Raw genomic sequence first — 14,293 nt, forward strand, 5'->3', positions numbered from 1 at the left:
AGAGCGGCGTCGAATTCATTGCCCAATGGCTCGGGCCCGAGCCCTCTAAGCAGCGGCTCGTCGTCGAGCGCGCCCCGGGCGATCACCTTCATGTAGCCGAAGCGACGCGGGTCGTTGAAGACGATGTCGGCGCCCGAAGACATGTGAAACACCACATGGTCGTGGGCGGCATCCTTAGCCCGGGGATGGTGGAACTGGCCCGGCGTGTCATCCGCGCCGGCCTTGTGGACGCGGAACGAGCCGGACATGCCCAGATGCATCAACAGTACGTCGCCGGAGCCAAGATCGGCCAAAAGATATTTGGCGCGGCGGCCGAGCCCGGTCACGGTCTGACCGGTCAGTCGCGCGACGAAATCCTTCTGAAAGGGAAACCGCAAATCCTTGCGCCGGGCATCCGCCTTGACAATCTTCGCGCCCTCCATCACTGGCTGCAGGCCGCGGCGGACGGTCTCGACTTCGGGCAATTCAGGCATTCCGGCGTACTTCCATCACGTCATCCGACGTTCAGATCATTCACCTTATGGAACTGACGTGATAGCGCCTTTGCGGTGGGCAGGCTATGGTGAACGTATCGGAGTATGGGTAATGGATCGGCCGGGCCAGACCACGCATTTCGGCTTCAGGGATGTCCCGCTGGGGGACAAGCAGACGCTGGTGAACGAGGTGTTTCACAGCGTGGCCACGCGTTACGACCTGATGAACGACCTGATGTCCGGCGGCCTGCACCGGGTCTGGAAGGCGCTGCTGATCAACGCGCTCGACCCGCCGCGAACCGATAAGCCCTTCGCGCTGCTCGACGTCGCCGGCGGCACCGGCGACATCGCCTTCCGCGCTGCGCGCGCGGCCGGACACGGTTTTCACGCCACCGTCTGCGACATCAACACGGACATGCTCGAGGTCGGGCGCGCCCGCGCGGTGAAAAACCACCTCGACGACCGCGTCGTCTTTGCCGAGGGCAATGCGGAAGCGCTCGCCTTTCCCGACCGCGCCTTCGACGCCTACACGATCGCCTTCGGCATTCGCAACGTGCCGCGGATCGACCTCGCGCTCAGCGAAGCCTATCGGGTGCTGCGGCATGGCGGCCGCTTCCTGTGCCTGGAGTTTTCCCCCGCCGTGGATGTGCCGGGGCTCGACCGGCTTTATGAGCTGTTCTCGTTCAAGGTGATCCCGCCGCTCGGCCGCGTCGTGACCGGTGACGCCGAGTCCTATCAGTACCTGGTCGAATCGATCCGCAGATTTCCGCGGCCGAACGCCTTCGCCGACATCATCCGGGCCGCCGGTTTTTCGCGCGTCAGCTGGCAGAGCTTCTCCGGCGGCATCGTTACCTTGCATTCGGGCTGGCGTTTGTGATCTCCGCGACAACCCACATTGCGCGGCTGTTCCGCGCCACGCTGGTGTTTGCCCGCGAAGGCGTTTTTGGCGTGGTCGATCCGAGCCTGGTGCCGCCGCCGGGCCAGCTCGCGCTCAAACTCGCACGGCTGATCGAACGTCGTGGCGCCAAATCCGGCCCGCGGCTGTCGCGGGCGCTGGAGCGGATGGGACCGGCCTACTTGAAACTCGGCCAGTTTCTCGCCACCCGCCCCGACGTCGTCGGCGTCGTGATGGCGCGCGACCTCGAAAGCCTGCAGGACCGGCTGCCGCCTTTTCCGCACGCCGAAGCCGAAGCCGTCATTGCAACCGCCCTGGAGCGCCCGCTGTGGCAGGCCTTTGCCAGTCTCGGCCCGGCTGTCGCCGCGGCCTCGATCGCGCAGGTGCATCGCGGCGTGGTCGAGCGCGACGGCATGCGCCGGCCTGTTGCGGTCAAGGTGCTGCGGCCCGGCGTCGCCTCGCGCTTCCGCCGCGACCTCTCCGACTTCTTCTATGTCGCGCACAAGGCCGAGCAGTTTTCCGCCGAGGCGCGGCGGCTGCGGCTGATCGAGGTCATCAACACGATGTCGCGCTCGGTCGCGATGGAGATGGACCTCCGCCTCGAGGCAGCCGCGCTGTCGGAGATGGCGGAGAACACGCGCGACGATCCGGATTTCCGGGTGCCGACGGTGGACTGGGACCGCACCGCGCACAACGTGCTGACCATGGAATGGATCGACGGCATCGCGCTGTCGGACCATGCCGGGCTGGAAAAGGCGCAGGTCGACCTGCCCGATCTCGGCCGCAAGGTGATCCAGAGTTTTCTGCGCCACGCGCTGCGCGACGGCTTCTTCCACGCCGACATGCATCCTGGCAACCTGTTCCTCGACGATGCAGGCCGCCTGGTCGCGGTCGATTTCGGCATCATGGGGCGGCTCGGCCTGAAGGAGCGGCGCTTCCTCGCCGAAATCCTGCTCGGCTTCATCACCCGCGACTATCGCCGCGTTGCCGAGGTGCACTTTGAGGCCGGCTACGTGCCCTCGCATCACTCGGTGGAGAACTTTGCGCAGGCGATCCGCGCCATCGGCGAGCCGATCCACAACCGGACCGCCGAAGAGATCTCGATGGCCAAGCTTTTGACTTTGCTGCTCGAGGTCACCGGCCTGTTCGACATGCGCACGCGGCCGGAGCTGATCCTGCTGCAGAAGACCATGGTGGTGGTCGAAGGCGTCGCCCGCGGTTTCGACCCAAAACTCGACATCTGGAAGATCGCCGATCCCGTCGTGCGCGAGTGGATCGAGCGCAATCTCGGCCCCGTCGGGCGGATCCAGGGCGCGATGTCGGGCACCAGCGATCTGGCGCGGGTGCTGATGGGCGTACCGGTGATCGCGGCGCGCGCCGTCACCGTGCTGGAGCAGCTCGAGACCATGACGCGGGAGGGCCTGCATCTGTCCGACGACACGATCGCGGCGATGTATCGTGCGGAAGGCCGCAAGAGCCGCTGGCGCGCGATCGCGCTCTGGATCATCGCTGCCACCTTCATCGGCATCCTGATCGCTGTCACCCGACTCTGATTGCAATGCAATCACGACAGTGCTAGCATTGCTATCACCTTCTCAGAGCAGACCGGCCCGGGAGCGGCTGACATGGCCAGCCTCACCATCCGCAAGCTTGACGACGCGGTCAAAGCCTATCTTCGGCTGCGCTCCGCGCAACATGGCCGCTCGGTCGAGGAAGAGGTGCGGGTGATCCTGCAGGGCCTGATCGAGCCGACCCAGATACCGCCAGCACCGCCGCATCCATCGGCCACAGACCACGCGACTTTTAACCATGGGGACATGAGTTCGAGCCCCACGGCTGGCGCGCGGGTCACCCTGATCATCGGCGGCGGAATCGCGGCCTACAAATCGCTCGACCTGATCAGGCGACTGAAAGAGCGGCATATCCGCGTCCGCTGCGTGCTGACGCGCGCCGCAGAGCAGTTCGTCACACCGCTCGCAGCGAGCGCCTTGTCCGGCGAGCGCGTCTATACCGACCTGTTCGATCCCGACAGCGAGTTCGACGCCGGCCATATCCGGCTTGCACGCGACTGCGACCTGATCGTGGTGGCGCCGGCGACCGCCGATTTGATGGCGAAGATGGCGCAAGGCCATGCCGATGATCTCGCCAGCGCCATTCTGCTGGCCGCGAGCCGGCCGACCCTCCTTGCGCCCGCGATGAATCCCGCGATGTGGAGCAATGCCGCCACGCGCCGCAACGCCGCGCAACTCGCGCGTGACGGCATCGCCATGGTCGGACCGAACGCCGGCGAGATGGCGGAGGCGGGCGAGGCCGGCGTCGGCCGCATGGCCGAGCCGCTCGAGATCGCCGCCGCCGCCGAGCGTATCCTGCGCCCGGCCGGGCCGCGTCCGCTCGCGGGCAAGCGCATGCTGATCACGGCCGGACCGACCCATGAGCCGATCGATCCGGTGCGCTATATCGCCAACCGGTCTTCCGGGAAGCAGGGTTTTGCGATTGCCGCCGCGGCGCAGGCGGCCGGCGCCGAGGTGCGCCTGATCACCGGCCCGGTGGAGCTTGCCGATGTCAGCGGCGTCGCGGTCGCCCGTGTCGAATCCGCCCGCCAGATGCTGGAGCAGGTGCAAGCGGCTTTGCCGGTCGACATCGCCGTGTTCGCGGCTGCGGTCGCCGACTGGCGGGTCTTGAACGAGGGCGGACAGAAATTGAAGAAGACCGTCGGTGCCCTGCCGAAACTCGAGCTGGCCGAGAATCCGGACATTCTCGCCACCGTCGCGCATCTCAATGAGAAACGCCCTGCTCTGGTGATCGGCTTTGCCGCCGAGACCGAGCACCTGATCGAGAATGCCAAGGCCAAGCTGAAGCGAAAAGCCTGCGACTGGATCGTCGCCAATGACGTCTCGCCGGCGACCGGCGTCATGGGCGGCGATCGCAACACCGTGCATCTGGTCCGCCGCGACGGCGAGGACGTCACGGTCGAGTCCTGGCCGGTCATGACCAAGGAGCAGGTCGCGACCGAACTGGTCGCCCGGATCGCCAAAACCGTTGTAGCAAAGCCGATGGAAGCGAGCGCATGACCGTCCGTGTCGAGATCAAGCTGCTGCCGCATGGCGAGGGCCTGGCCCTGCCGGCCTACCAGAGTGCACACGCCGCGGGCCTCGATCTCGTGGCCGCGGTTGCCGACGACGCGCCGCTCGTTCTGCAGCCCGGCGCGCATGCGCTGGTGCCGACCGCGCTGACCATCGCGCTGCCCGATGGCTTTGAAGCGCAGGTCCGGCCGCGCTCGGGGCTCGCCGCGAAACACGGCGTCACGGTGCTGAACGCGCCGGGCACGATCGATGCCGATTATCGCGGCGAGATCGCGGTGCTGCTGATCAATCACGGCGACAAGGCTTTTGCGATCGCCCGCGGCGAGCGCATCGCGCAGATGGTGATTGCGCCTGTCTCACACGCCGAGCTCGTCCTCGTGACAACACTGCCAGAGACCGCGCGCGGCCACGGCGGTTTCGGCTCGACCGGGCGCTAAAAAGCCGCGATCGCGCGCGTGGCGTCGCGGGCGGCGCGGCGACTTTGCGAAAAGATCATGGTCGAACAACAGCCTAAAGCGCGATGGCGCTTTCGCCCTGATTCGCCTTAAAGCCATCGCGCTCTGACGAAACTATCTCAGCCGATTCGATCCGTCCGGACCTTTTCCAGTGCTCGATGAGCCGTTCATGGTCTGGACTCTTAACGTGCCTCTTCCGAAGAGGGTATTGTTCCTTGATTCGGACAGCGGCGCGGCGATTTTGCGGTCCGCACCGGGCGGGCATTCGTAAGGTTTCGAGGCAATTGATGTCGGGCATCGTGGCGATGCGTCGGACCCTGAGGTCGTGCACATCGTTGACGCGCAGCGGTCTGCTCGGCTTCGCCGCGGCGCTGCTGCCGGTGCGCCACGCATGGGCCGCGGAGTTGCGGCCGCTCAGCGCGGCGTCGCCGTTGTTCGACTCGGCCCGGCAGGAAATCGCGGTGCTGACGGCGGCCGCCGCGCTGCTCGGCTTTTCGGTGCTGGCCGCGATCCTCCTGATGCGCGGTCGTATCCGCGCCGCGCGCAACGAGGCAAGGCTGCGTGCCAGCATCAGCCATCTGCAACTGCAGGCCGACCGCTACCGCGCGCTCTTGTTCGCCGAACCGCAGATCCTGATCTCCTGGGCCGCCGGGGAGAACCGCCCGCAGATCTCCGGCGACACCGCGCTGGTGATGCCGCAGGGCAGCGGCCAGCGCATTCTTGCCTTTGGCACCTGGCTGCCGGCTGACGGTGCGGCGCAGCTCGACCGCGCGGTCGAAAGCCTGCGCGAACACGGCGAGGGATTTTTGCTCAACCTCACCGCCTCGAACGGACATGCGCTCGAAGCGATCGGACGCGCCATCGGCGGCCAGGCGATCGTCCGCATCCGCGAGCTCGCCGGCGTCAGGCGCAACCTCGCCGAGATCAGCGCCCAGCACCAGAAACTGCTGCAGGAGACGGTGATGCTGCGCGGCTTCGTCGACACCGCGCCCTGGCCGATCTGGACCCGGCAGGGCGGCGCCCTGAGCTACGCCAATCTGGCCTATGCCCGCGCCACCGAGGCCGTCTCCGGCGAGGACGCGGTGGCGCGCCGGATCGAGCTGCTCGACACCTCCGACCGCACCGAACTGGAGCGCGTGCTCGTGGCTGGCGATACGTTCGACGCGCGGCTGCCAATCGTGGCCCGCGGCGAGCGGCGGATGTTCGACGTGCATGTGAAAAATATCGGCAGGGGCCGGGTGGGCATCGCGATCGACGCCAGCGAGGCCGACGCGCTCTCCCAGGCGCTGGTGCGGATGGCGGACGCGCATCGCCGCACGCTGGACCAGCTCTCCTCCGGCGTTGCCGTGTTCGACGGCCAGCGCCGGCTCGCCTTCTACAACGACTCCTATCGCCGGTTGTGGGACCTCGAGCCGGCCTTTCTCGACGGCCATCCCGACGATTCAAGCGTGCTCGACCGCCTGCGCGCCGCGCGCAAACTGCCGGAGCAGGCGGATTTTCGCGCCTGGAAGGCCAAGCTGCACGAAGCCTATCGCGCGGTCGAAACGGCGAGCGACACCTGGTACCTGCCCGACGGCCGCGCGCTCAGCGTGGTGACGACGCCGAACCCGGAAGGCGGCGTCACCTATCTGTTCGATGACGTCACCAAGAACCTCGACCTGGCGCGGCGGTTCGACGGGCTGACCCGGGTGCAGCGCGAGACGCTCGACAGCCTCGCCGAAGCCGTCGCGGTGTTCGGCAGCGACGGCCGGGCGCAATTGTTCAACCCGGCCTTTGCCCGGATGTGGAGGCTCTCGCCGGAGTCGCTGCGCGAGCGGCCGCATATCGACACTGTCGAGACGCTGTGCAAGCCGCTGTTCGATGACGCCCCCGCCTGGCGGGCGATCCGCGAGGCCATTACCGCAATCGAGAACCGCAGCGACGTGGCGCTGAAGCTGGAACGCAAGGACGGCAGCGTGCTCGACTGCATGAGCCGGCCGCTGCCCGATGGCGCCACAATGCTGACTTTCCAGGACATCACCGACACCGAAAACGTCGAGCGGGCGCTGCGCGAGAGCAACGAGGCGCTGGAAGCCGCCGGCAAGATGAAGATCGACTTCGTCCACCACGTCTCCTACGAGCTGCGCGCGCCGCTGACCACGATCATCGGCTTCGCACATTTCCTGAGCGACCCCTCGACCGGCCCGCTGACGCCGAAACAGGCGGAATATCTTGACTACGTGACCAAATCGACCAACGCCCTGCTGGCGCTGACCAACAACATTCTCGACCTCGCCACCATCGATGCCGGCGCCATGAAGCTGGAGCTCGGCCCGGTCGACGCCACCAAGGTGATCGCCGCCGCCGCCGAGGGCGTCCAGGACCGCTTGGCGACCGACCGCATCCGCCTCAAGGTCGATGTCGACCGCAATATCGGCACATTCGTCGGCGACGAGCGACGGGTGGTCCAGGTGCTCTACAATCTGCTCGCCAATGCCGTCGGCTTCTCGCCGCAGGACGGCACCGTTGTCGTGGGCGCGCGGCGCACCGACCGCAGCGTCGCCTTCACCGTCAGCGATTCCGGGCCCGGGATCGCACCCGACCTCAAGGATAAGGTGTTCGACTGGTTCGAGAGCCATTCGCAGGGATCGCGGCGGCGCGGCGCCGGCCTCGGGCTGTCGCTGGTGCGCTCTTTCGTCGAGCTGCACGGCGGCAAGGTGCGGGTCGATTCGATCGTCGGCAAGGGAACGACGGTGACCTGCGATTTCCCGACTGATCACGCCGCGCAGCGCAACGCGGCAGAATGACCGCGCCCTCGCCCTCCACCTTCTCCCTGGCGCTGGCGAATGAGACGGCGACCGCGCAACTGATGGCCGACCTTGCGCTGCTGATCGGCCCCGGCGATGTCATCACGCTCTCCGGCGACCTCGGCGCTGGCAAGACCGCCGCGGCACGCGGGATGATCCGCTATCTCGCCGGCGACGACGAGCTGGAAGTGCCGAGCCCGACCTTTACGCTGGCGCAGGTCTACGACCTGCCGGGCTTGCCGCTGATCCATGCCGACCTCTACCGCATCAGCGACCCGGACGAGCTGGAAGAGATCGGCCTGTCGCCGCTGCCCGAGGGCACCGTCGCCCTGATCGAATGGCCGGATCGCGCCGCGGGCCTCCTGCCGGCGGACCGAATCGACATCTCCCTCAGCCACCGGCCTGCGCTCGGCAGCAATGCGCGGGCGGCCGAGATCACCGGCTACGGCACGTCGGCCACACTGGTCGCACGATTGAAGGCGCTGCGCGAAATGCTGGCCACGGCCCGCCTTGCCGAGGCGCAGCGCCAGCGCATGGCGGGCGATGCCTCGATCCGGTCCTACGCGCGGCTCGTTCGCGATGGCTCTAGCTTCATCCTGATGAACTCTCCGAAGCGGCAGCAGGGTCCCGCGATCTATGGCGGCAAATCCTACAGCGCCGCCGTGCATCTTGCCGAGGACGTCAGGCCCTTCGTCGCCATCGCCAACGCCTTGCGCGACCGCGGCCTCTCAGCGCCGGTGATCCACTATGCCGACCTCGAGGCCGGATTCCTCGTCACGGAAGATCTCGGCAATGCCGCCGTCGTCGAGGGTGATCCACCGCGCCCGATCGTGGAACGCTATGAGGTTGCGACCGACCTTCTGGTGACCCTGCATTGCCAGGCGCTTCCGGAGACGCTGCCGCTGACGCGCCAGTCAGCTTACGCGATCCCGACCTTCGACATCGATGCGATGCTGGTCGAGGCTGGCCTGATGCTGGAATGGTATCTTCCCGACCGCGGCGTCCAGCCGGCCAAGAATCTCGTCGCCGTGTTCATCATGATGTGGCGCGGGCTTTTGCAGCAGCCGCTTGCCGCGCCAAAGACCTGGCTGCTGCGGGATTATCATTCGCCCAATCTGATCTGGCGTGACGAGCGCAAGGGCATCGCCAAGGTCGGCCTGATCGACTTCCAGGATGCGATGCTGGGACATCCGGCCTACGACCTGGTGTCGCTGTTGCAGGATGCGCGGGTGGACGTGCCGGAACAGCTCGAGCTTGCCCTGTTCGCGCGCTATATCCGCGCCCGGCGCATGCTGGATCAGGCCTTCGACCCCGCGACCTTCGCAGTGCACTACGCGATCATGTCGGCACAGCGAAACACCAAGCTGCTCGGCACCTTCGCGCGGCTGAACCGCCGCGACGGCAAGCCGCAATATCTTAAGCACCAGCCGCGGATCTGGACCTATCTCAATCGCGCCCTGGCGCACCCGGCGCTGACGCCGGTCAAGGACTGGTACACCGCCAACATCCCCCCGCCGGTCGGCAATGAGCCGCCGGCCAGTAACAAGACGCCGGGCGATAGCAAGACCCCAGCCGCTAACAAGCCGCCGCCCTCTAACAAGGCGTAGTTGAATTGGTGGCTCCGCGGACTCGGTCAGCGCCTCCCCCGCTTGCGGGGGAGGTCGCCGCGCTCTTGCGCGGCGGGTGGGGGAAATCTCTCCACTCGGACGAACAGGTCCTTCCGGATGCCCCCACCCCAGCCCTCCCCCGCAAGCGGGGGAGGGAGCGGACCGACGTTGCGGCGCGGTGGTACCGAACTGCTCCATTTGAGGCGCATTGTTTGAGGCGCAGTCCTCGCTGCCGGCCAACGCCCCGGGTTCCGATTTACCCCTTGTTAGCCACCGCTCCGTAATCTGCTGGTGGCCATCGCTCGAAGGGGCGACCGGCGCTATCCCAGGAGCAAGACATGGCGGCAGAACGGCGCCGAGGCGAGCGCGTCGTGTTCGAACGCGGCGTCCCGGCCCACATGATGGGGATCGACGGCACCTGGCGGCGCGACTGCACCCTCGAGGACGTCTCCGAGACCGGCGCAAAACTGACCATCGAGGGCTCGGTCGAGGGCCTGCACCTCAAAGAGTTTTTCCTGCTGCTGTCGTCCACCGGACTGGCCTACCGGCGCTGCGAGCTGGCCTGGGTCAATGGCGACCAGATCGGGGTCAATTTCCTCAAAACCGGCGACAAGAAGAAGCGGGCACCGGCACGGCGCGAGCAGGTCGTATAATCGTCATCTATGATGGATATCGCAGGCGCCGGTGCCCGCGAATCGGAATAGATTTGGTCCGCCTTTGCATCGCAGCGCCGTCCGGTGGCACCATCGGAGGGGCGCGTCACAATCACCATTCGAGACCCTCCTGAAGATGCCGGTTACACCCACCAAAGCCATGGTCCTCGCCGCCGGCCTCGGCCTGCGCATGCGGCCGCTGACCGAGACCACGCCAAAACCGCTCATCCCGGTTGCCGGGCAGCCGCTGCTCGACCATGTGCTCGACAAGCTCGCTGATGCCGGCGTCACCGATGCTGTCGTCAACGTGCATTATCTGCCTGACCAGATCATCGACCATGTCGCAACACGCACCAGGCCGCGTGTCAAAATCTCCGATGAGCGCGACCAGGTGCTGGGCACCGGCGGCGGCGTGGTCAAGGCACTGCCCCTGCTCGGCGAAACACCTTTCTTCCATCTCAATTCGGATACGGTCTGGATCGATGGCGTGCAGTCCAACCTCAGGCGGCTCGCGGAGACGTTCGATCCCGCGCGGATGGACATCCTGCTGTTGATGGCGCCGACCGCAAGCAGCATCGGCTATGGCGGACGCGGCGACTATTCCATGCTGGCCGATGGCGCCCTGCGCAAGCGCAGGGAGCACCAGGTCGTGCCGTTCGTCTATGCGGGTGCCGCGATCATGTCGCCGACGATCTTTGTCGATGCGCCGGCAGGCGAGTTTTCGCTGACGAACATGTTCGATCGCGCCAACGAGCAGGAGCGACTGTTCGGCTTGCGGCTCGACGGCGTGTGGATGCATATCGGCACGCCCGACGCGATTCCCGCCGCCGAAGAGGCATTTCTGGAGAGCGTGGCGTAACGCTTTCTTTCTGTCGTCCGGAATCGCCAGCGCGCCACACACTCCGCTGTCATGCCCCGCTTCAAGCGGGGCATGACAGTACGCTGCGGCCTCTCGATTCAAACACTGCTGTCTCTGGAATACTGGATCCCCGCTTTCGCGGGGATGACGATCGAGTTGGTGGAGGCCATCATCGCACGCAGTTCCAACACGACAGACCGGACGTGCGCAAACTGCCCGTCGTGCCAACATGTCGCAACCGAGGCTGCTTCTGTTTTTCTGAAATAGACTTGACTTTCACCAAAATCAGAAGCATGATCCTCGCCGTCCCGCCTCGGCAAGAGGGGCGTATGCGCTATCGTCACGACACGTGAGGCGGGATGCGATGGACGCGACAGCGACGCGCATGATTTCTTCATGCGGACGTACGGCGCTGCTGCGTACGGCGAAGTCGTGTGGTCCTGACACCCCGACGCTGGTGTCAAGCGAGCAGAACGATCTGCGCGTGACGGGGGCAAGAAAGCCCGGGCCCCGGGGAGAGTACGTATAAGCCGTAAAACCATTGCGCAGGGAAGGCCGGGTGTTCCGGCTGAAACCTGTGGTAACCGCCGCGTGCATTTTTTGTTGCACGCGGGCCATGGGTATCAGTCGATACCCGGCCTTCCCTGCGCCCTCTTCCTGGAGGGCGGAAGTTCTTGCAAGACTCGGGCGCGAATCGCGCCGCGAGAATGCGGCACAACGTCTACGCAAGATGCTCGCAGCACCTTCGATGGTCATCGCCCGCGAAAGCGGGAGATCCAGTACGTCGCGGCCTCTCGGGGAACGACTGCCGCCTCTGGAATGCTGGATTGCCCGGTCAAGCCGGACAATGACATCCCGTAGAATCCTGACGATCCACATATGTGGACAGCGGCGATGACGACTACCTGCCCATGACCAATCCCGCCGCGCTGCCTATATTGCCGGCGACCGATTCGAATCAGCGAGCCCATGCGCGTCCTCAGTGTTCCCATCTCCGTGCCGTTCCTGCGCACCGTGATCGCGGCGCTGATCGACGGCGCGCTGGTCAATGGTTTTGAGGCGCGCAGCAATCCGGCAAGACTGGCGGAAGCAACGCTGTATCTGCCGACCCAGCGTGCGATGCGCGTGGCACGCGAGATCTTTCTCGACGAGCTGAAGACTGATGCCGCGGTGCTGCCGCGCATCGTCGCGCTCGGCGACATCGACGAGGATGAGCTGCTGTTTGCCGGCGAGACCGAGGCGCTTGGCTCTGGCGCAGCGCTCGAAATGCCGCCAAAGCTCGGCGAGCTCGAGCGCCGGCTGACGTTGGCGCGGCTGGTGGCGGCCTGGGCGAAGCGTCCCGGCGCCTCCCCGTTGGTGGTTGGCGGACCGGCCTCGACACTGGCGCTGGCCGCCGATCTCGCCCGGCTGATCGACGACATGGTCACGCGAGGTGTCGCGTGGGACGCGCTCGACGGCCTGGTGCCCGACCAGCTCGACCGCTATTGGCAATATTCGCTGCAATTCCTGCAGATCGCCCGCCAGGCCTGGCCGGCCTATCTCGCCGAGATCGGTCGCATCGAGCCCGCCACGCGGCGTGACCTGCTGATCACGGCCGAAGCCGCGCGCCTCACCGCACGTCCCGCGGGTCCGGTGATCGCTGCGGGGTCGACCGGTTCGATGCCGTCGACCGCAAAGTTCCTTCATGCAGTCGCAAGGCTGCCGCAGGGTGCGCTGGTGCTGCCCGGTCTCGATATCGATCTCGACGAGGCGGCCTGGGACTCCATCGGCGGGATCACGAGCGCGCAGGGCAAGGTCGAGCAGCATCCCTCCTCCAACCATCCGCAATTTGCCATGCACGGCCTGCTGCGGCGGTTCGGAATCAAGCGCGGCGACGTCGAGATCCTCGGAACATCGGATGGCGGACGCGAGGTGCTGGTGTCCGAAGCGATGCGGCCCTCGGAAGCGACCGCCCGATGGCACGATCGGCTCGGCGAAGCCGATGTGGCGGCCCGGATCGCATCAGCCATGGACAACGTCGCTGTCATCACCGCGCCGAATGCGGAAGCAGAGGCGCTCGCGATCGCGGTCGCGATGCGCGAGGCGCGGCACCTGAGCAAGTCGGCGGCGCTGGTCACGCCGGATCGGGCGCTGGCGCGGCGGGTGATGGCGCAGCTTGCGCGCTGGAATCTGCGCTTCGACGATTCCGGCGGCGATGCGCTGATGGAGACGCGGGCCGGCCGGTTCGCGCGGCTCGCGGCGGAAGCCGTCGCCAGAGGGTTGGAGCCACCGACGCTGCTGGCGCTGCTCAAACACCCGCTGTGCCGGCTAGGCCGCGCGCAGGGCGGTTTCAGAAGCGCGATCGAGACGCTGGAGTTTGCGGTGCTGCGCGGCACCCGCCCGCAGCCAGGCACGGCCGGTCTGAAGCGCGAATATAGCCGTTTCCGCGACGAACTCGCAAAACTCCGGCGCAACGAACCCTCCGCGCTGCACGCGCGAGAACCCCGCGCGCGCCTCTCACATGAAAAGCTCGATCACGCCGAAGCTCTGATCACGGCGCTGCGCACCGCGCTGGCGCCGCTTGAGAGCCTCGCGTCATCCAAGCCGCATGATTTTGCCGAGCTCGCCGCCCGCCATCGCGAGATCCTCGTGGCGCTGTCGCGCGACGAGGCCGGCATCGCAGTTGCGTTCGAGGAGCAGGCCGGACTCGCGCTGTCGGCCACCTTCGATGAGCTGCTCGCGCCGCGGCAGATGAGCGGGCTCGAGGTCGCGCTGTCAGACTATGCCGACGTGTTCCAGACCGCGTTCGGCGATCGCGCGGTGCGGCGCCCCGAACTGCCGGGCGCGCAGCTCCACATCTACGGCCCGCTGGAATCCCGCCTGATGCAGGCCGAGCGCGTCATCATCGGCGGCCTGATCGAGGGCGTCTGGCCGCCCTCGCCGCGCATCGATCCCTGGCTGAGCCGGCCGATGCGACACGAGCTCGGCCTCGATCTGCCGGAGCGCCGCATCGGGCTGTCCGCGCACGACTTCACCCAGCTGCTCGGCACCGAGGACGTGATCCTGAGCCACGCGACCAAGTCCGGCGGCGCACCCGCGGTCGCCTCGCGCTTCCTGCACCGGCTTGAGGCAGTGGCGGGCGATGAACGCTGGGCCACCGCGACGCGCAAAGGCGAGATCTATGTGCGCTTCGCCGAAGCGCTCGACCAGCCCGATACGATCACACCGATCCCGCAGCCTGCGCCAAAACCGCCGCGCGCAACGCGGCCCCTAAAACTGTCGGTCACCTCGATCGAGGACTGGCTCAGGGATCCCTACACGATCTACGCCAAATACATCCTCCGGCTCGATGCGCTCGACCCCGTCGACATGCCGCTCTCCGCCGCCGACCGCGGTTCGGCGATTCACGACGCGATCGGCGAGTTCACCGAAAACTTTGCCAGCGCACTTCCCGATGATCCGGTGCGCGTCCTGCGCGGCATCGGCGAAAAGCATTTCGCACC

The 14,293-nt window shown here is 66.6% G+C and carries 10 protein-coding genes; 9 read left to right on the plus strand and 1 reads right to left on the minus strand.

Going from position 1 to position 14,293, the window contains the following annotated elements; all coding sequences use genetic code 11:
* On the minus strand, positions 1-473 hold a 473-nt coding region (locus JOZ76_RS29340), incomplete at its 3' end, for a DNA-formamidopyrimidine glycosylase family protein (RefSeq protein WP_291704669.1).
* Between the two features lie 112 nt (positions 474-585).
* On the opposite strand from JOZ76_RS29340, the gene ubiE reads away from it, so the two are divergent.
* The 9 genes from ubiE to addB form a co-directional block, all read left to right on the plus strand.
* Positions 586-1,350: a bifunctional demethylmenaquinone methyltransferase/2-methoxy-6-polyprenyl-1,4-benzoquinol methylase UbiE gene (ubiE, locus tag JOZ76_RS29345; RefSeq protein WP_291704671.1), complete on the plus strand. Its 765-nt coding sequence runs from the start codon at positions 586-588 to the stop codon at positions 1,348-1,350.
* Complete coding sequence (ubiB, locus tag JOZ76_RS29350; protein WP_291704673.1) at positions 1,347-2,921, plus strand: 2-polyprenylphenol 6-hydroxylase; 1,575 nt, start codon at positions 1,347-1,349, stop codon at positions 2,919-2,921. The genes ubiE and ubiB overlap by 4 nt, the downstream gene beginning before the upstream one ends.
* Positions 2,922-2,993: 72 nt before the next feature.
* A complete protein-coding gene (coaBC, locus tag JOZ76_RS29355) occupies positions 2,994-4,439 on the plus strand; it encodes a bifunctional phosphopantothenoylcysteine decarboxylase/phosphopantothenate--cysteine ligase CoaBC (protein WP_291704675.1) in 1,446 nt (481 codons plus the stop codon).
* Complete coding sequence (gene dut / locus JOZ76_RS29360) at positions 4,436-4,888, plus strand: dUTP diphosphatase (protein ID WP_291704677.1); 453 nt, start codon at positions 4,436-4,438, stop codon at positions 4,886-4,888. The genes coaBC and dut overlap by 4 nt, the downstream gene beginning before the upstream one ends.
* Before the next feature lie 305 nt (positions 4,889-5,193).
* The gene (locus JOZ76_RS29365) at positions 5,194-7,692 is read left to right on the plus strand and encodes a PAS domain-containing sensor histidine kinase (RefSeq protein ID WP_291704679.1); all 2,499 of its coding nucleotides are present in this window, start codon (positions 5,194-5,196) and stop codon (positions 7,690-7,692) included.
* Complete coding sequence (tsaE, locus tag JOZ76_RS29370; RefSeq protein ID WP_291704681.1) at positions 7,689-9,299, plus strand: tRNA (adenosine(37)-N6)-threonylcarbamoyltransferase complex ATPase subunit type 1 TsaE; 1,611 nt, start codon at positions 7,689-7,691, stop codon at positions 9,297-9,299. The genes JOZ76_RS29365 and tsaE overlap by 4 nt, the downstream gene beginning before the upstream one ends.
* Positions 9,300-9,637: 338 nt before the next feature.
* Complete coding sequence (locus tag JOZ76_RS29375; RefSeq protein WP_291704684.1) at positions 9,638-9,952, plus strand: PilZ domain-containing protein; 315 nt, start codon at positions 9,638-9,640, stop codon at positions 9,950-9,952.
* A gap of 136 nt (positions 9,953-10,088) precedes the next feature.
* Complete coding sequence (locus JOZ76_RS29380) at positions 10,089-10,811, plus strand: nucleotidyltransferase family protein (RefSeq protein WP_291704686.1); 723 nt, start codon at positions 10,089-10,091, stop codon at positions 10,809-10,811.
* A 969-nt stretch (positions 10,812-11,780) separates the two neighbouring features.
* Positions 11,781-14,293: double-strand break repair protein AddB (gene addB / locus JOZ76_RS29385; protein ID WP_291704688.1), on the plus strand; the 2,513-nt coding region annotated here is incomplete at its 3' end.

Origin of the sequence: Bradyrhizobium sp. (assembly GCF_019244115.1) — a bacterium.
Taxonomy (GTDB): Bacteria; Pseudomonadota; Alphaproteobacteria; order Rhizobiales; family Xanthobacteraceae; genus Bradyrhizobium.